The sequence below is a fragment of the Achromobacter aegrifaciens genome, from assembly GCF_902859735.1.
Taxonomy (GTDB): Bacteria; Pseudomonadota; Gammaproteobacteria; order Burkholderiales; family Burkholderiaceae_B; genus Achromobacter; species Achromobacter aegrifaciens.
This window is the reverse complement of record NZ_CADIJY010000006.1, coordinates 247931-265580: the sequence shown is the minus strand read 5'-3', so window position 1 is coordinate 265580 and position 17650 is coordinate 247931. Positions and strand designations below refer to the sequence as shown.

General features: G+C 65.4%; 13 protein-coding genes and 3 tRNA genes. 11 read left to right on the top strand and 5 right to left on the bottom strand.

Translation table 11 applies throughout. The features are described from left to right. Window positions 1–8: 8 nt before the first annotated feature. From HV766_RS19755 to maiA, 3 genes are read left to right on the top strand one after another with little or no spacing between them, the layout of a single operon-like run. Window positions 9–485 carry an FKBP-type peptidyl-prolyl cis-trans isomerase gene (locus tag HV766_RS19755; protein ID WP_119450885.1) on the top strand — a complete coding sequence of 159 codons (477 nt, stop codon included), beginning with the start codon at window positions 9–11 and terminating at the stop codon, window positions 483–485. Continuing rightward, window positions 485–1462: a 4-hydroxy-3-methylbut-2-enyl diphosphate reductase gene (gene ispH / locus HV766_RS19750; protein ID WP_054450981.1), complete on the top strand. Its 978-nt coding sequence runs from the start codon at window positions 485–487 to the stop codon at window positions 1460–1462. Before HV766_RS19755 ends, ispH begins: the two co-directional genes overlap by 1 nt. 55 nt (window positions 1463–1517) lie before the next feature. Further along, window positions 1518–2162, top strand: coding sequence for a maleylacetoacetate isomerase (maiA, locus tag HV766_RS19745; RefSeq protein WP_054450982.1), 645 nt, complete (start codon window positions 1518–1520; stop codon window positions 2160–2162). Window positions 2163–2185: 23 nt separating this feature from the next. Here maiA and HV766_RS19740 read toward each other — a convergent pair whose 3' ends face one another. The 4 genes from HV766_RS19740 to HV766_RS19725 all read right to left on the bottom strand — a co-directional run bounded on the left by HV766_RS19740 (window position 2186) and on the right by HV766_RS19725 (window position 5883). Beyond that, window positions 2186–3628, bottom strand: coding sequence for a DegQ family serine endoprotease (locus HV766_RS19740; RefSeq protein WP_054450983.1), 1443 nt, complete (start codon window positions 3626–3628; stop codon window positions 2186–2188). A 64-nt stretch (window positions 3629–3692) separates the two neighbouring features. Then, window positions 3693–5021 (bottom strand): ATP-binding protein, encoded by a 1329-nt coding sequence (locus tag HV766_RS19735; RefSeq protein WP_175181715.1) that lies wholly within the window; start codon window positions 5019–5021, stop codon window positions 3693–3695. Further along, window positions 5018–5677: a response regulator gene (locus HV766_RS19730; protein ID WP_054450985.1), complete on the bottom strand. Its 660-nt coding sequence runs from the start codon at window positions 5675–5677 to the stop codon at window positions 5018–5020. Before HV766_RS19730 ends, HV766_RS19735 begins: the two co-directional genes overlap by 4 nt. A 130-nt stretch (window positions 5678–5807) precedes the next feature. Beyond that, a tRNA-Thr gene (locus HV766_RS19725) sits at window positions 5808–5883 on the bottom strand. Window positions 5884–6091: 208 nt separating this feature from the next. On the opposite strand from HV766_RS19725, the gene HV766_RS19720 reads away from it, so the two are divergent. The 3 genes from HV766_RS19720 (at window position 6092) to HV766_RS19710 (ending at window position 8271) form a co-directional block, all read left to right on the top strand. After that, window positions 6092–6167, top strand: a tRNA-Asn gene (locus HV766_RS19720). A gap of 78 nt (window positions 6168–6245) precedes the next feature. After that, window positions 6246–7244, top strand: coding sequence for a CobW family GTP-binding protein (locus tag HV766_RS19715; protein WP_175181714.1), 999 nt, complete (start codon window positions 6246–6248; stop codon window positions 7242–7244). Window positions 7245–7365: 121 nt separating this feature from the next. Beyond that, complete coding sequence (locus tag HV766_RS19710) at window positions 7366–8271, top strand: LysR family transcriptional regulator (protein ID WP_119450881.1); 906 nt, start codon at window positions 7366–7368, stop codon at window positions 8269–8271. A gap of 652 nt (window positions 8272–8923) precedes the next feature. Here HV766_RS19710 and HV766_RS19705 read toward each other — a convergent pair. Then, window positions 8924–9000, bottom strand: a tRNA-Met gene (locus tag HV766_RS19705). Window positions 9001–9068: 68 nt separating this feature from the next. Here HV766_RS19705 and scpB point away from each other — a divergent pair. The 5 genes from scpB (at window position 9069) to infB (ending at window position 17629) form a co-directional block, all read left to right on the top strand. Beyond that, window positions 9069–10307 (top strand): SMC-Scp complex subunit ScpB, encoded by a 1239-nt coding sequence (gene scpB / locus HV766_RS19700; RefSeq protein ID WP_370881516.1) that lies wholly within the window; start codon window positions 9069–9071, stop codon window positions 10305–10307. A 35-nt stretch (window positions 10308–10342) separates the two neighbouring features. Next, window positions 10343–12127 carry a pseudouridine synthase gene (locus tag HV766_RS19695; protein WP_054450989.1) on the top strand — a complete coding sequence of 595 codons (1785 nt, stop codon included), beginning with the start codon at window positions 10343–10345 and terminating at the stop codon, window positions 12125–12127. A gap of 390 nt (window positions 12128–12517) precedes the next feature. After that, complete coding sequence (gene rimP / locus HV766_RS19690; protein ID WP_054450990.1) at window positions 12518–13021, top strand: ribosome maturation factor RimP; 504 nt, start codon at window positions 12518–12520, stop codon at window positions 13019–13021. Then, complete coding sequence (nusA, locus tag HV766_RS19685; RefSeq protein ID WP_054450991.1) at window positions 13018–14496, top strand: transcription termination factor NusA; 1479 nt, start codon at window positions 13018–13020, stop codon at window positions 14494–14496. Before rimP ends, nusA begins: the two co-directional genes overlap by 4 nt. A 91-nt stretch (window positions 14497–14587) precedes the next feature. Further along, a complete protein-coding gene (infB, locus tag HV766_RS19680) occupies window positions 14588–17629 on the top strand; it encodes a translation initiation factor IF-2 (RefSeq protein WP_054450992.1) in 3042 nt (1013 codons plus the stop codon). Window positions 17630–17650: the final 21 nt, after the last annotated feature.

Here is a 17650-nt window from a genome sequence, read left to right as displayed (position 1 = left end):
GGCAGATCTTGAGCATCGCCTCTAATGAAGTGAACGTTTTGGTCCGTCCGGATTCCTACCTGACGCTGCACTATCGCATCACGCTGGCCTCGGGCCCGGGCAAGGATTCCGTGTTCGCCGACACCTTCGATGGCCGTCCCGGCACGCTGCAGATGGGCAGCGGCCAATGGGCGCCTGGCCTGGAAGCGGCGCTGGTCGGCCGCGCCGAAGGCGAGCGCTTCAGCGTCACGGTCGAACCCGCCGACGCCTACGGCGAACGCAACCCCGAACTGATCCAGCGCGTCACGCGCGCCATGCTGGCCGAGCATGCGGGCGCCGACGCCACCTTCGAACCCGGCGACCTGGTGGAATTCACCGCGCCCAACGGCGGCCGCTATTCGGGCGTCCTGAAGGAAATCAACGACGAATCGGCCCTGTTCGATTTCAACCACCCGCTCGCGGGCATCAGCTTGCGGGTCGACGTGGCGCTCTTGGGAGTCCTCTGATGAGCCAGGTTGTCACCGCCACCGACGCCGAAGTCCTGCTGGCGCAGCCGCGCGGCTTCTGTGCCGGTGTGGATCGCGCCATCGACATCGTCGAGCGCGCGCTTGAATTGCATGGCGCGCCCATCTATGTGCGCCACGAAATCGTCCATAACCGCTACGTGGTGGAAGACCTGCGCGCCAAGGGCGCCATCTTCATCGATGAACTGGACGACGCGCCCGCCGGCGCCATCGTGGTGTTCTCGGCGCACGGCGTGTCCAAGGCGGTGCGGGCCGAAGCCGACGCCCGTGGGCTGCGCGTGTTCGACGCCACCTGCCCGCTGGTCACCAAGGTCCACATCGAGGTGGCCCGCATGCGCGCGGCCGGCCGCGAGATCATCATGATCGGCCACAAGGGCCATCCCGAGGTCGAGGGCACGCTGGGCCAGGCCCAGGGCGGCATGTACCTGGTCGAGACCGTCGAGGACGTCGCCGGCCTGCAGGTCACCGATCCCGAGAACCTGGCCTACGTCACGCAGACCACCCTGTCGGTGGACGACGCGGCGGCCGTGTCGCGGGCGTTGAAAGAACGCTTTCCCAACATCGCCGAGCCCAAGAAAAGCGATATCTGCTACGCCACCCAGAACCGCCAGGACGCGGTCAAGGTGATGGCGCCGGATTGCGACCTGGTGCTGGTGGTGGGCAGTCCCAACAGTTCCAACTCCAACCGGCTGCGCGAAGTGGCCGAGCGCAAGGGCGTCGCGTCCTATCTGATCGACGGTGCGCAATCGATCGATCCGGCCTGGCTGGCGGGCCGCAAGCGCATCGGCGTGACCGCGGGCGCTTCCGCGCCGGAGATCCTGGTGCAGCAGGTGATCGATCGGGTCAAGGAATTGGGCGCGGTGTCGGTACGCACCATGCCCGGCCTGGAAGAGAATGTGGCGTTCCCGCTGCCCAAGGGGCTGTCCCGCAAGTCGGCGCAAACGGAATCGCTGGAATAAGCAGGCGGGCGCCGCGCGCATGCGCGGCGCCGCAACAGAAAATCAAGGAGACTTCATGCAGTTGTACAGCTACTTTCGCAGCTCGGCCGCGTACCGCGTGCGCATCGCCCTCAACCTGAAGGGCTTGCCCTACGAATACCTGCCCGTGCATCTGCTGAAGGACGGCGGCCAGCAACTGTCGGCGGATTATCGCAAGGTGAATCCGACCGCGCTGGTGCCCACGCTGGTCGATGGCGACGCCGTCATCGGCCAATCGCTGGCCATCATCGAATACCTGGAAGAAACGCATCCTGAAGTGCCGTTGCTGCCGGCGGACGCGGTAGGCCGCGCGCGGGTGCGCGACCTGGCGCTGGGCATCGCCTGCGACACGCATCCCCTGAACAACCTGCGCGTGCTGAAGTACCTGAAGCACACCCTGGGCGTGGACGAGGCGGCCAAGACCGCCTGGTACAAGCACTGGGTGCATCAGGGCCTGGAAGCCCTGGAGGCGCAATTGGCCGGTTCTTCCGCCACCGGCCTCTTCTGCCACGGCGATACGCCCACCATTGCCGATCTGTGCCTGGTGCCTCAGGTGGCGAACGCCCAGCGTTTCGACTGCGACCTGTCGGCCATGCCCAACGTCGTGCGCATCGATGCCGCCTGCCGTGCATTGCCGGCGTTCGACGCGGCCGCGCCGGGCAAGCAGCCCGACGCGGAGTAGCGCCTATCCGGGTGCAGACCGGCTCAGCCGATCTGCACCGGCACGAAGATCTTGTCTTCGCCGCGCTGTACCAGCAGGGCGACCGTCTTGCCCGCCTTGGACAGCGCGTCCTTCACCTGAGCGACGTTGCGCACCGGTACGCCGTTCAGCGACAGCAGCACATCTCCCGGTTCGATCCCGGCCTTGGCGGCCGGTCCGATCGAACGTTCGATCAGCAGCCCCTCGGCGCCAGCCGCCTGCTGCTCTTGCGGGCTCAGCGGACGCAGCGCGAGGCCGAGCTGGCCGCGCTGAACCTCCTGGTCGCCAGCCGAGGCCTGCGTCTTGTCCTTGGGCACGCCGCCCAGGGTGGCGACCAGCTCCTTCTGCGAGCCGTTGCGCCAGACGTCCAGCTTGATCTTTTCGCCCGGAGTCGCCAGCGTGATGGTGGAGGCCAGGTCGCCCGAGGACACGATGGTCTTGCCGTCGATCTTGCGCACCACGTCGCCAGGCTGCAGGCCGGCCTTGTCGGCGGCGCTGCCTTTCTCCACGCTGGAAACCAGCGCGCCCGAGGGGGTATCCAGCTTGAAGGAGTTGGCCAGATCCTGGTTCACTTCCTGCACCGTCACGCCCAGCCTGGCGTGCTGCACCTTGCCGTGTTCGAGGATCTGGTCCTTGATCTTGTAGGCCACATCGATCGGGATCGAGAACGACAGGCCCTGGAATCCGCCGGTGCGGCTGTAGATCTGCGAATTGATGCCCACGACTTCGCCGCGGTCGTTGAACAGCGGGCCGCCCGAGTTGCCGGGGTTGACCGCCACGTCCGTCTGGATGAAGGGCACCGAGGTGTCGTCGGGCAGCGACCGGCCCTTGGCGCTGACGATGCCGGCGGTGGCCGTGTTCTCCAGGCCGTAGGGCGAGCCGATGGCCAGCACCCATTCGCCCACCTGCAGCTGGTTGACGTCGCCCACCTTCACCACCGGCAGGTTCTTGGCGTCGATCTTGAGGACGGCCACGTCGGTCTGCGGATCCGAGCCCAGCACGCGGGCCTTGTATTCGCGGCGGTCGGTCAGCTTGACCGTGACTTCCTTGGCGTCCTGGACCACGTGCGCATTGGTCAGGATGATGCCGTCGGCGCTGACGATGAAGCCGGAGCCTTCGCCGCGCATGGGCACTTCACGCGCGGGCCGCTGGCCGCGCGCGCCGGGAATCTGGCCGAAGAATTGGGCGAACGGATCGCCTTCGTCGGCGGACACCTTGCGGGTGCCGCTGACGCTGATGTTCACCACGGCCGGACCGAAGTCGCGCGTGATCTGCGCAAAGTTGGGCGGGCTGGACGTGCCCGGCGCCTGGAAGGAGGAAGCGATGGCCGGCGCGGTGGCCGCCATCGAAACGCCGCCGGTGAAGGCGGTTGCGCCCGCGCCGCCTATGGCGCCGGCTGCCAGCAGCGCCAGCACCAGGCGCGAGGGTTTCATTTGGGTGGTCTTCATGTCGGCTCCTGCGTTCATGTTGAAGGACATGGCGCTATCTTCGGGCCTGACACTTAGGCGAGTCTTAAGTCGGAAAAAACACCTTCACGCGCAGGCCTGCGCCCACCGGCGTGTCCTGCAGTTCTATGGTGGCGCCGTGCTGGTCGGCGATGCTGCGCGCGATCGCCAGCCCCAGGCCGCTGCCGTGCTGCGAATTGCCTTCGACGCGGTAGAAACGGTCGAACACGCGCTCGCGCTCGTCCGGCGCAATGCCGGGGCCCTCGTCGTCGATCAGCAGGGTCGTCTCGCCGGGAGCCTGTTCCAGATGGAGGTGGACGCGCTTGCCGGCGGGCGTGTACTTGATTGCGTTGTCCAGCAGGTTGCGTGCCAGCAGCGTCAGCGCGTCGCGATGTCCCTGCACCGATGCTTGCGGCGCGCCGTCCAGGTCGATGCTGATCGATTTCGCGTTGGCCTGGGGCAGCATTTCAGAGAGCGCCTGGCGCAGCACGTCGGCCAGGTCCACGGTTTCGGCGGGTGCCTGTCCGGCCGCGCTTTCATGGCGCGCCATGGATAGCAGCTGTTCGACCAGGCGTGTCGCGCGGTCGATGCCGGCTGCCAGCCGCTGTTCGGCCAGCCGGCGCGCATCCGTGTCGCCCGCGCGTTGCAGGGCCTGCAATTGCAGGCGTAGCGCAGTCAGGGGCGAACGCAGTTCGTGCGCCGCATCGCCGACGAACTGCTTTTGCTGCGCGAAGGCGCCGCGCATGCGCTCCAGCAGCAGGTTCAGTTCCAGCACCAGCGGCCGGATCTCATCGGGCAGGCCCTCCACGCTGACGGGCGACAGATCTTCCGGCTGGCGCGCCGCAACCTGGGCGCGCGCCCGCTTCACAGGCCGTAGCGACCAGCTGACCACGCACCAGACGATCAGCATGAGCAGGGGAGCGGCGGCGGCGATGGGGGCGATGGTGCGCAGCGCCAGCGCGCGCGCCATGCTGGTGCGCACGGTCATGTCCTGCGCCACCTGGATGACCTGGAAGGGCGTGGCCAGCGAATATACGCGGTAGGTGCTGCCCTCCATCTTCGCGTCGGAGAAGCCGAGGATGATCTGGTCCGGCAGCGGCCGGCGGGATCGGGAATTGAAGACGCGCACGCCGTCGGGCGTCCAGATCTGGATGATCAGGTCGTCCGCCACGGGCGAACCCGCGCCGCGCGCGTGCGCCGGACCTGTGCTGAGCAGTCCGTCGCCGGTGCCCAGCGACAGGGCGGTGCGCTGCAGCAGCGAGTCGAAGATATCGTCGGCCTGCGCCAAAGTGCTGCGGTAAGCGATGGCGCCTTGCACCAGCGCGCCGACCACGATGGCGGCCAACAGGAAGAAAAGCAGCCTGGCTCTCAGTGAGTAGCTAAGCGGAATGCTCATGTTTTGGGGATGACATAGCCGACGCCTCTGACGTTCTGGATCAGGTTCGGACCCAGCTTCTTGCGCAGGCCATGAATATAAACCTCAACCGCGTTGCTGCTGATGCCGTCTTTCCAGCTGTACAGCTTTTCTTCCAGCTGGGCGCGCGAAAAAATCATGCCCGGGCGAGCGATCAGCGGTTCGAGCACCGCCCATTCGCGCGCGGTCAGCGTGACCGGAGCGCCGTCCACCATGGCGGCGTGCGACTGGGGATCGATGGTGATGCCCTCATGCTCGAACACCGGTTCCGCGCGGCCTGCGCTGCGGCGGATCAGGGCGCGCATGCGGGCCAGCAATTCATCCACGTCGTAGGGTTTGACCACATAGTCGTCGGCGCCGGCGTCCAGTCCCGCGATCCGGTCGCTCACGGCATCGCGGGCGGTGGCTATCAGCACCGGCGTGCGGTCCTTGCGCGTGCGCAGGTCGCGTAGGAGCGACAGGCCGTCGCGCTTGGGCAGCCCCAGATCCAGAAGTATGAGGTCGTACGTATCGGTACGCAGCGCGAGCTCTGCGGCATTGCCGTCCTTGACCCAGTCTACGGCGTAGTGTTCGGCGCGCAGGCAGTCCAGCACGCTCTCGCCTATCATGAGGTCATCTTCGACTAGAAGGATGCGCATGGTCGTGTCCGCCAGGATGGTCCAGCAGATTGGACGCGTGGCGGCGGACGGGAGTTCCCGGGTAAGGGTTCGGCGCGCGAACCGGCGCGGAAATGAAAAAAGCAGCCCGAGCGGGCTGCTTTTTGGAATCTGGTGCCGGCAATAGGAGTCGAACCTACGACCTTCGCATTACGAATGCGCTGCTCTACCAACTGAGCTATGCCGGCAAGACCATTTGCTCCGCTCCTGTAAGAGCCGCAAGCAAAACATCTTCGTTTTTTCCGGTCCGTCACCCTGTTTATGGGGTCCGATCTGGAAAGACCGAGATCATATCAGAGTTTTTTTGCGATGGGAAACCAAGCGGGCCAAACAGGCGAAAAAATCAGCGATTTGCACACTTCAAATTTTTAGTTCATAATCTCGTTTCTTAGCAGTTCCCCGATAGCTCAGTCGGTAGAGCGACGGACTGTTAATCCGCAGGTCGCTGGTTCGAGCCCAGCTCGGGGAGCCAAAGAATTCAGGGCCATTCACGCAAGTGAATGGCCCTTTTGGTTTTCTCCATCAGGGCGGCGAGCATGGAAGATCGGGTATGGACGACAAACGCATAGGCGTGACGGTGATTTCCGGCTTCCTGGGTAGCGGCAAGACGTCGCTGCTCAATCGCCTGCTGAGGGATCCGGCATACGCTGACGCTGTCGTCATCGTCAATGAGTACGGTGAGATCGGTGTGGACCATCACCTGGTGCGCCAGGCCCGCGACAACATTGTCCTGGTTGAAGGCGGCTGCCTGTGTTGCGTCGTCAGCGGCGCGGTAGTCGACGCTTTACGCGAATTATTCATGTTGGCGCTCAGCCGCAAGATCAAGCCCTTTCGTCGCGTGGTCATCGAAACCAGCGGATTGGCCGATCCCGCGCCCATCCTGTTCACCCTCAAACACGACCGCTTCCTCGCCGAGCGCTATGCGTACCGGGGCGCGATCGTCGTGGCGGACGCCCGCAATGGGTTGGACCAATTGGAGCGGCAGCCCGAAGCCCCGCGGCAACTGGCCCTGGCGGATGTCGTGGTGTTCAGCAAGCCGGACCTGGCGGACGCCGCGAGTCTGGATCTTCTGGATCGGGCCGTCGCCGCCATTAATCCGGGGGCGCAGCGCTGCGTGCAATGGCCTGATGCGCCGCTTGCGGATCCGCTGCGCGCGGGTCTCGACCTGCGGGCCAGGCGCGATGGCGTGACCCTTGCGAATTGGTTGCGGCCCTTCGCGCAGTCGAGAGCCGCCGCTCATGGAGATGTGGGCAGTTTCTCGCTGGTATTGGCTGCTCCTGTCGGGCGGGCGGCGTTTCTTGCTGGCATGTCGCGGGTTCTGGAACGCTTTGGGCAGGGCTTGCTGCGCATGAAGGGGCTGGTGTGCTTTGAGGGTGAGGCGCTGCCGTGCGAGGTGCATGGCGTGCATGGCGAGCTCTATCCGATCAATCAGCTGGAGCAGTGGCCGGACGAGGGGCGGGCGTCACGGCTGGTCTGCATCCTGCGGGGGTTGGATGTCAATGAGGTCCGTGCCGCCTTGGGCGTTGCGCTCGGGCAGCTGGCTCCTTGATCGTCTGCGTCTGAGCGTCTGGTCTGGTCAGGGCTTGCGGGTGGCCGTCTCGATTATGGTGTCGATGTTGCGCCGAAATACGGTATAACCGGAGCGGTCTGGTGCAAGAATCGAGACAATCATGGATCGTTTGAAAGCCATGCAGGTATTCGTGGAAGTCGCTGACAGGGGCAGCCTGTCGGCGGCGGCGATCCATCTGGACATGTCGCGCGCCATGGTGTCGCGCTATCTCGCGGAAATGGAGCAGTGGGTGGGGGTGCGCCTGCTGCACCGCACGACGCGGCGCCTGAGTCTGACGCCGGCCGGCGCCGAAACGCTGCCGCGCTGCCGCCAGATGCTGGACATGGTGGGAGACCTGCGCAATGCGGTATCGACCCCGGACGACACGCCCCGCGGGCTGCTGCGCATTACCACCAGCATGTCGTTTGGCTCCCGCCATCTGGCCAGCGCCATTACCGACTACGTCAAGCTGCATCCGGGCACCTCGGTTGACCTGATGCTGGTCGACCGCGCCGTCAATCTGGTGGAAGAGCGCGTGGATCTGGCGGTGCGTATCACCAATGACCTGGATCCCAACCTGATCGCCCGCAAGCTGGCGGTCTGTCGTTCGGTGGTGTGCGCCTCGCCCGAGTACCTGCAGCGCGAAGGCGTGCCGGCGCGCATCGAGGACCTGTCCTTGCGCAACTGTCTGACTCATTCGTATTTCGGCAAGAGCCTGTGGCGCTTCGAGCGCGACGGCGAGCCGGTGGATGTGCCGGTCAGTGGCAATATCAGCGCGAACGAGGTGTCGGTGTTGTCGCGCGCGGCGCTGGAGGGCGCGGGTATTGCGATGCTGCCGACCTACTATGCCGCGGACTACATCGCATCGGGCCGCCTGCGGGCCATCCTGACGCAAAGCAAGCCGCAGGAGCTGGGTATTTATGGTGTTTATGTCTCGCGCCGCCAGATGCCTCTGATCTTGAGGTCCATGCTGGATTTTCTGGTGGACCGCCTGGAATCCACGCCGTGGGACAAGCCTGCTCCGTAGTTTTTGCGCCGCGCGAGGCGCTGTGCGGGCTTGAGGGTGGGGTATATGGCGGTATAATGAAACAACTGCTTGAATATGTTGGACGCGGCGGGCGGATGCCGGCCTTGTCTGGTTAGAAAACATCCAAGAATCGTGGTTGCGGCTTATGTGGGCCGCGGGCATTGCGGAACTGGTTTTTCGCGTGCGCCAGGGGAAACGTATCGGGTTTGTGGGTTGTGGCGGTCTGTCCGTGGCGCCCGAACCTTGATGATTCAGGTCCTAGATATCGATTGCCGCGGGAAGGCGGCGCCGGGTTGCCGGCGTGCTCCGCGGGCTGGCTGGCGATTTGTGCCGGCTTTTCCAGAATTTGCTTGAGTGTTTGCTGCGCGGGGCGCGGCAGGCATCCCGCTCAATCCCGATTGGCGCGGTCGTTTCGGCACATGTCCGGGGTATCTCTATCCGGGGTGCATGGCGGTAAACACAGGAATCCAGTGAGAACTACGCAAACCCATGCAGTCTGTTGCTGGCGAGCCGCCGAGGCTGCCGGTGCGGCGGCGGGTGCCTGTGCTGCCGTGCTGCGCACGTCGGTGCAGCCGGGTTTGCTGGATCTGCGGATTTTTTCCGGCGCCGCAAATGAAAAAGGCCCGGCGAAATCGCCAGGCCTGAATCAATTTGGTTGCGGGGGCAGGATTTGAACCTACGACCTTCGGGTTATGAGCCCGACGAGCTGCCAGACTGCTCCACCCCGCGTCTGAGAAATGAATAGTAGCCTTATTTTCAACCTAGCGCAAGTTAGCCCTTTTTGAATTTGAATGTCGATGAACGATAGCGAGGCAATACTCGTGTTGGAAACCGCGCTGCTATGCGCGGCGCAGCCGATGCAACTGTCCGATATGCGCAAGCTGTTCGGGGACGATGAACAATTCGACAACAGCGCATTGCGCACGCTTCTGGAAACGTTGCAGGCCAATTGGGCCGATGGCGGGCTGGAGCTGGTGCAGTTGGCCACCGGATGGCGCTTTCAGAGCCGCCCGCGCATGCAGCGCTACCTTGAGCGCCTCAATCCGGAAAAGCCGCCCAAGTATTCGCGCGCCGTGATGGAAACGCTGGCCATCGTGGCCTGGCGCCAGCCGGTGACGCGGGGCGACATCGAGGATATCCGCGGCGTCACCGTGTCTTCGCAGATCGTGAAGGCGCTGGAGGACCGCGGTTGGATCGAGGTCATCGGCCACCGCGACGCGCCGGGCCGTCCGGCGCTGTTCGGCACGACGCGCCAGTTTCTCGATGACCTGGGCCTGCGCGCCCTGGATGAATTGCCGGCGCTGGAATCCGCGCAGGCCGCGGCCGCGCTCGCCGGGCTGGATCTGGGTGAAGTGCAGCAGGTGCTGGGCGGCGAAGCGCCCGCCACCGAGGATGCGCCCACCGATGATGCCGAAGCTGCCGGTCAAGCGGTTGCCGAGGCTGCGGAGGGCGTCGAGGGTGAGGCGAGCGCCGAGGGCGGGGTTGGCGGCGAAGCCGAGGCTCGTCCTGACGGCGAACCTGCGGCTACGGCAGGCGAGGGTGAGGCGTCCGAAGTCAGTATTCCGGTTGCGGAATTGTCTGTTTCGGAACAGGATGTACCCATCGCTCCCGTCGATAGCGTAGAATCCATGCTTTCGCGCACAGAAGAAGGCGCGGATCCCGCCGACGAATCCACCGTCCGGGAGCAAGCCGAAGGCTTGTCCAATACGTCAGCCACGTCCGGTTTTCCCGACGATGCGGCTGACAACGACATTTCCGATATGGCCGCCGATGCCCCAGAAGCCGGCGCTGCAAAGGAAAGCGTCGAGAACGCAAAACACGCGGAACCGACCGACCCGATTGACGAGACCGATACCGCGGCGCCTGACGCCGCCGGGCATGAGCCCGCTTCCGGTCTTGCCGATCCTGTTCGGCCTGGCCCGGATGCCGCCTCTCCGGAATCGGACGAGGCAGGCGTCGAGCGGCCCGAGGCCGATCGACAGCCGGCGTCCCCAGATGATGACGAGCCTGCCGCAGGCAGGCCCACCCAAGTTTGAAATTCGGAGCTGTCCCAGTGACAACGAATACAGCAATGCAGGACGACAATCCCCGTTCGGATGATGCCGCTTCCAATGGCCAGCCGGAATCCGCCGCGCGTGAGCCGGCGGCTGAAGGCGAGACGGGAGCCCGCGGCAGGGGCCGCAAGCTGAGAACGCCGTTCCGCCGTCGCCGCGGCGATACCGCCGCCGAGCAGGCGCCGGCCGGCGAAGCGCAGCCCGCGGCGGCTGCCGCCCCTCAGGCCGAGCCGCAGGAGTCGCGCGGCACCGAGCAGGAAGCCGAGCAGGCGTTGTCGTACCTGGAAACCGCTGACCGCATGGAGCAGCGTCTGGGCAAGTACCTGAACAGCGATTCGGTCATGCCCAAGCTGCACAAGGTGCTGGCGGACGCCGGCATCGGTTCGCGCCGCGAAATGGAAGAACTGATCGTTGCGGGCCGCGTGTCGGTCAACGGCGAGCCGGCCCATATCGGCCAGCGCGTGGCGCCCAATGACCAGGTGCGCGTCAACGGCAAGCCCATCATGCGCGTCAATACGAAAAAGCCGCCGCGCGTGATCCTGTATCACAAGCCCGCTGGCGAGATCGTCAGCCATGACGACCCGGGCGGCCGCGCAAGCGTTTTTGCCCGCCTGCCGAAGCTGCGCACGGGCAAGTGGCTGTCGGTCGGCCGTCTGGATCTGAACACGGAAGGCCTGTTGATCTTCACGACCTCCGGCGACATGGCCAACCGCATCATGCATCCGCGCTACGGCACGGAACGCGAGTACGCGGTGCGTGTGCTGGGAGAAATGGACGAGGCTCAGCGCCAATCGCTGGTCGACGGCATCGAGCTGGACGACGGCATGGCTGCCTTCGGCGCCCTGGACTACCTGGGCGGCGACGGCAGCAACCGCTGGTACCGCGTCACCCTGCAGGAAGGCCGCAACCGCGAAGTCCGCCGCATGTTCGAGGCCGTGGGCGTCACGGTCAGCCGGCTGATCCGCACCCGTTTCGGCGACGTGGTCCTGCCGCGTACGCTGCGCCGCGGCCGCTGGGAAGAACTGGATTCTTCCCTGGTCACGGCCTTGATGGTCCAGTTGGGCCTGGTGCGCGACGACGATGAATCCGGCGGCAACCGTCGCCGCTCCAAGCAGCCGCAGTCGCATGACAGCGCGCTGCCCCCGGGTTTCGGCACCATGGACCGCAACGGCATGAACGGCGCGCGCATCGGCCGCCGCGGCAAGCTGCAAGGCGGCCGCTTGGGCAGCGCAGGCCAGGCGGCCGCGTGTCCGTCGGATCCTTTTGGCACGGGCCTGATGATTGCTGGTGGTTATGCCAACGGCCATCCCCTGTCGGGAGAGGGCGCTGGGGGCAACCGCAAGGGCGGCAAGCCTGGCGGCGGCCGTTCCGCAGCGGGGGCGGGCGGCAAGGCCGGCGGCAAGCAGGGCGGGGGCAAGCCTGGTGGCAAGTCCGGCGGCAAGCCGCGCGGTCCGCGCGCGGCTGCGGCGGGCGGCCAGCCTGGCAATGCCGTGTCGGTCGAGGCTGGCGGCGGCAACGTCGCGGAAGCGCCGGCTGGCGGTCGTCGCTCGGCTGGCGGCAAGCCTGCCGGTGCGCGTGGCAATAGCGGTCGCGGCGGCAAGCCGGCAGGCGCCGGTGGCGGCCGTAGCGGTAACAAGTCGGGAGGCGCCGGCGGCAATAAGGGGCCGAACGCTGGCGGCAAGCCGCGCGCACCCCGTAATGCCTCGTCGTCCCCGCGCGGCGATGACTGGCAGCCGCGCGGCGCTTCGGCGCACGAATCCCGTCTGGGCGTGATGGGCGGGCGCGGTCGTCAGGGTCGCTGAAGGCCTGCGGGCGGCGCGCCGGACGCGCCGCTGCGCGGGATATGTCCCGCATAAACGTAAGCCCGCGACGAATCAGGCGTTTTTCCAGTTTATCTGGTAAAATCAATGGTTTTCATGGCTTCGCGCCGTCGCCTTTTGCGTGCCCGCAAGGAAAAGCACGCAAATACAGGGGCGGCAAGAGCTGGCAGTTTGCATCGGACTTTGCGCCTGGTGCTGCCTGGCCCGGGTTGCGGGTTGGGGCGGCGGGTCTTAATGGCCTGGGGCGGCGCAAGCCAAATTTAGGTCGCAATATAGGGCACTGCCCAGCATTGCTCCTTACGTGCAGTAGGGTGGCGGCTGGGCGCTGTGCAATACGGTGGGCTGGGCGTGCAGCCCATTTTTTTTGAGTATATGGCTGATTTATTCGCATTGACCAAAGAGGCTCTGGCCGGCATGGACGTCGAACTCGTGGACGTCGAGCGTGCCGCCCTGGGCCTTTTGCGCGTCACGATCGATCGGGTCGGCGGTGTGCGCATCGAAGACTGTGAACAGGTGTCCCGCCAGTTGTCGCGGGTGTTCGAAGTCGAGAACGTCGACTACAAGCGGCTGGAAGTCGGTTCGCCGGGCGTCGACCGCCCGCTGCGCAACGAGGCCGACTTCCGCCGGTTCGCAGGCGAGCGCATCGAAATCAAGCTGCGCGAGGCATTGGACGGCCGCAAGGTCTTTGCCGGCACCCTGACGGTGCCCGAAGACGACGCCGCAGCCTCCGACGCGGCTGCTGGAATGCAAAAGACCGTGTTCGGTCTCGAATTTGAGGCAAAAAAGAACGACGTCCAGGTATTGAATTTCACGGTCGACGATATCGAACGTGCAAAACTGGACCCCGTTCTGGATTTCAAGGGCAAAAAGCGATGAGTCGCGAAATTCTTCTGTTGGTCGATGCCTTGGCGCGTGAAAAGAACGTCACGCGCGACGTCGTGTTCGGAGCGCTGGAAAGCGCGCTGGCCTCGGCGATGAAAAAGCGCTTCAAGGATGATGCGGACATCCGTGTCGCCATCGATAGGGACACGGGCGATCACGAAGGCTTCCGCCGCTGGCTGGTCGTGCCCGACGAGGCTGGCCTGCAAGAGCCCGACAAGCAGGAAATGCTGTCGGACGCGCAGGAAATCGTCCCCGGCATCAAGGAAGGCGAGTACATCGAAGAGCCGCTCGAACCCATCGAGTTCGGCCGCATCGGCGCGCAGGCCGCCAAGCAGGCCATTCTGCAGAAGATCCGCGACGCCGAGCGCGAGCAGGTGCTGAACGACTTCCTGGACCGTGGCGAGACCATCGTGTCCGGCACGATCAAGCGCATGGACAAGGGCGACGCCATCGTCGAAACCGGCAAGATCGAAGCGCGCCTGCCGCGTTCCGAAATGATCCCGAAGGAAAACCTCCGGGTGGCCGACCGCGTCCGCGCCTTTGTGTTGCGCGTAGACCACGCCGCGCGCGGCCAGCAGGTGATCCTGTCGCGCACCGCGCCGGAATTCATCCGCCAGCTGTTCGAGAACGAAGTCCCCGAAATCGAGCAGGGCCTGCTGGAGATCAAGGCCGCGGCCCGCGACGCCGGCGTGCGTGCGAAGATCGCCGTGGTGGCATACGATAAGCGCATCGACCCGATCGGCACCTGCGTGGGCATGCGCGGTTCGCGCGTGACCGCCGTGCGCAACGAGCTGGGCGGCGAACAGGTCGATATCGTGCTGTGGTCGGAAGACCCCGCGCAGTTTGTCATCGGCGCCCTGGCGCCGGCCAACGTCGAGTCCATCGTCGTTGATGAAGACAAGCACGCGATGGACGTCGTGGTGGACGAGGAAAACCTGCCCAAGGCCATCGGCGCCAAGGGTCAGAACGTTCGCCTGGCTTCCGAGCTGACCGGCTGGCAGATCAACATCATGACGCCGGAAGAAAGCCTGAACCGCCAGGAAGTCGAGCGTTCGGGCCTGCGCGCCACGTTCATGAGCAAGCTGGACGTCGACGAGGAAGTCGCTGACATCCTGATCGACGAAGGTTTTACCGGTATCGAGGAAATCGCCTACGTGCCCATGCAGGAACTGCTGGAAATCGAGGCCTTTGACGAAGACACCATCAATGAGTTGCGCGCCCGTGCCCGCAATGCGCTGCTGACCGAGGCGATCGCCCAGGAAGAGCGCCTTGAGACCGCGCAGGATTTGCTCGAACTCGAAGGCATGACGCCCGAACTGGCTGCCAAGCTGGCCGAGCGCCAAGTGCATACGCGTGATGATCTGGCCGAACTGGCGACGGACGAACTGGCGGAAATCGCCGGTCTGACCGAGCAGGAAGCCAGCGATCTCATCATGCGTGCCCGCGCCCATTGGTTCGACGAGGAATAACCAAAAGGACACGGGTCCGCGGCGGACGGAATATCCGCCGCCGCGAGTTCACGTTGTTTGTAATAGCTGCATATAGGGAAGAGAGAGCCTAATGTCGAGTAATACCGTCGCGCAGTTCGCTACCGAGCTGAAAATGCCTGCCAATGTGCTGCTGGATCAGCTGCGCTCGGCTGGCGTTGACCTCAAATCGGTCGACGATTCCGTCACCGACAGCGACAAGGCGAAATTGCTCGAATCGCTGCGTCGCGCCCACGGCGCGACCGAAGGCAAGAAGATCACCTTGACGCGCCGCCAGACGTCCGAGATCCGCCAGGCGGATGCCACCGGCCGTTCGCGCACGATCCAGGTCGAAGTGCGCAAGAAGCGCGTGTTCGTCAAGCGTGATCCCTCCGAAATCGCCCTGGAACAGGCCGCGTCCGCGCGTGCCGAAGATGAGGCAGCCGCCGAAGCGGCGCCGCAGGAAGTGTCGGCGCCCGTCGCACCCGAAGCTGCCGCTCCTCGCGAGACCGCTCCCGTCCAGGCTGAGGCTATTGCCCCGGCCAAGGCGGAAGAGCCCGTTGCTGCAGAAGCGCCCGCGCCGGTCGAAGCGCCCGCGCCTGTTGAATCCGTCGCGGCCGAAGCGCCCGCTCCCGTCGAGGCGAAAGCCGCCGAAGTCCAGGCTCAGCCTGAACCCGAACCGACGCCGGCGCCTGCTCCTGCCGAGCCCGTGGCCGAAGAGGCCAAGCCCGAAGTCAAGACTGAATCCACCGAGCCCAAGGCTGAAGAAGCCAAGCCGGAACCCGTTGTGCTAGCCAATAAGTCCGAACCATCTTCCTCCCAGGCCGCCGCGCCTGTCGCCCAGGCTCAGCCTGCCGCGAAGTCCGAACCCGTCAAAACTGCCGCGAAGCCCGAGCCCGCCGCGCCCGCCGTCAAGGTTGGCAATCGTGCGGACAACCGCCGCGCCGGCCCGCCTCTCGCGGCTTCCGCCGCGCCGGCGGCCCGCGACGAGGCCCGCCGCAAGGCCGAGGCTGAAGCCGCCGCTCTGCGCGAGATGCTGAACCGTCCGCGCAAGGTGCTGCGCGCTCCCGAACCGGAAGCGCCCGCCGCTGCCGCGCCGATCTCCGGCACGCTGCACAAGCCGGCTGGCAAGCCGGGCGCCGCTCCCGGCGCCAAGAAGGACGCCAAGCCCGCCGCTCCCGGCGCGAAGAAGACCATCAAGACCGCCGAAGTCGCTTCGACCTGGTCCGATGACGCTTCGCGCAAGAAGCCCGCGGACAAGCCGGCAGCCCCGGCCAGCCGCGACGGCTGGCGCGCTGGCGGCAAGGGCGGCGGCAAGGGCGGCCGAGGCGGCCGCAACCAGCAGAACGATCGCCGCAACGAGCCGGCGCCGCAGGAATTCATCGCGCGTGAAGTTCACGTGCCGGAAACCATCAGCGTGGCCGACCTGGCCCACAAGATGTCCGTCAAGGCCGCAGAAGTCATCAAGCAATTGATGAAGCTGGGCCAGATGGTCACCATCAACCAGGTGCTGGACCAGGAAACCGCCATGATCGTGGTCGAGGAACTGGGCCACGTGGCAATCGCCGCCAAGCTGGACGACCCGGAAGCCTTCCTGGACGAAACCGCGAGCGTGTCGGAAGCCGAACAGCTGCCGCGCGCGCCGGTTGTCACCGTCATGGGCCACGTCGACCACGGCAAGACCTCGCTGCTGGACTACATCCGCCGCGCCAAGGTTGCCGCGGGCGAAGCCGGCGGCATTACTCAGCACATCGGCGCCTACCACGTTCAGACCGAACGCGGCATGGTGACCTTCCTTGACACCCCGGGCCACGAGGCGTTTACCGCCATGCGTGCCCGCGGCGCCAAGGCGACCGACATCGTCATCCTGGTCTGCGCGGCCGACGACGGCGTGATGCCGCAGACCCGCGAAGCCATCCACCACGCGAAGGCCGCAGGCGTTCCGATGGTCGTGGCCATGACCAAGATCGACAAGCCTTCCGCCAACCCCGACCGCGTCAAGCAGGAACTGGTTGCCGAGGAAGTGGTGCCGGAAGAATACGGCGGCGACGTGCCGTTCGTGTCCGTGTCGGCCAAGACCGGCGAAGGCATCGACGATCTGCTGGAAAACCTGCTGCTGCAGGCCGAAGTGCTGGAACTGAAGGCTCCCGTCGACGCGCCCGCCAAGGGCCTGGTGATCGAAGCTCGTCTCGACAAGGGCCGCGGCCCGGTCGCGACCATCCTGGTGCAAAGCGGCACCCTGCACCGTGGCGACGTGGTGCTGGCCGGCGCAAGCTTTGGCCGCGTGCGCGCCATGCTGGACGAAAACGGCAAGCCTATCCAGGAAGCCGGTCCGTCGATCCCCGTGGAAATCCAGGGCCTGACCGAAGTGCCGGCCGCTGGCGACGAGCTGATGGTGCTGTCCGACGAGCGCAAGGCGCGCGAAATCGCGCTGTTCCGCCAGGGCAAGTTCCGCGACGTCAAGCTGGCCCGCCAACAGGCCGCCAAGCTCGAGTCCATGTTCGACAACCTGGGCGAGGGCACGCAGACCCTGGCCCTGATCGTGAAGACCGACGTCCAGGGTTCGCAGGAAGCGCTGGTGCAGTCCCTGGTCAAGCTGTCGACCGACGAAGTGCGCGTGCAGGTCGTGCACGCCGCCGTGGGCGGCATCTCGGAAAGCGACATCAACCTGGCCATCGCCTCGAACGCCGTCGTCATCGGCTTCAACGTCCGCGCCGAAGCCAGCGCCAAGAAGCTGGCCGAGAACAACGGCATCGACGTGCGCTACTACAACATCATCTACGACGCCGTGGATGAAGTGAAGGCAGCCATGTCGGGCATGTTGGCGCCCGAGAAAAAGGAAGAAGTCATCGGCTTGGTCGAGATCCGCGAGGTTTACAGCATTTCCCGCATCGGCAACATCGCCGGTTGTATGGTGCTGGACGGCCTGGTGCGTCGCGATTCGCAAGTCCGCCTGCTGCGCAACAACGTGGTCCAGTGGACCGGCCAGCTCGATTCGCTGCGCCGCTTCAAGGACGACGTCAAGGAAGTCAAGTCGGGCTTCGACTGCGGCCTTACGCTGCGCGGCAACAACGACATCCAGGTGGGCGACCAGCTGGAAGTCTTTGAAATCAAGGAAATCGCGCGTACGCTGTAAGGCGACCGCGAGGCATTTTTT

Coding starts and splice junctions, on each gene's coding strand:
- rimP (WP_054450990.1), top strand. CDS start 12,518: ATGGCTGATTTATTCGCATTGACCAAAGAGGCTCTGGCCGGCATGGAC.
- HV766_RS19735 (WP_175181715.1), bottom strand. CDS start 5,021: ATGAGCATTCCGCTTAGCTACTCACTGAGAGCCAGGCTGCTTTTCTTC.
- HV766_RS19710 (WP_119450881.1), top strand. CDS start 7,366: ATGGATCGTTTGAAAGCCATGCAGGTATTCGTGGAAGTCGCTGACAGG.
- maiA (WP_054450982.1), top strand. CDS start 1,518: ATGCAGTTGTACAGCTACTTTCGCAGCTCGGCCGCGTACCGCGTGCGC.
- HV766_RS19740 (WP_054450983.1), bottom strand. CDS start 3,628: ATGAAGACCACCCAAATGAAACCCTCGCGCCTGGTGCTGGCGCTGCTG.
- infB (WP_054450992.1), top strand. CDS start 14,588: ATGTCGAGTAATACCGTCGCGCAGTTCGCTACCGAGCTGAAAATGCCT.
- HV766_RS19715 (WP_175181714.1), top strand. CDS start 6,246: ATGGACGACAAACGCATAGGCGTGACGGTGATTTCCGGCTTCCTGGGT.
- ispH (WP_054450981.1), top strand. CDS start 485: ATGAGCCAGGTTGTCACCGCCACCGACGCCGAAGTCCTGCTGGCGCAG.
- HV766_RS19730 (WP_054450985.1), bottom strand. CDS start 5,677: ATGCGCATCCTTCTAGTCGAAGATGACCTCATGATAGGCGAGAGCGTG.
- HV766_RS19695 (WP_054450989.1), top strand. CDS start 10,343: ATGCAGGACGACAATCCCCGTTCGGATGATGCCGCTTCCAATGGCCAG.
- scpB (WP_370881516.1), top strand. CDS start 9,069: ATGAACGATAGCGAGGCAATACTCGTGTTGGAAACCGCGCTGCTATGC.
- nusA (WP_054450991.1), top strand. CDS start 13,018: ATGAGTCGCGAAATTCTTCTGTTGGTCGATGCCTTGGCGCGTGAAAAG.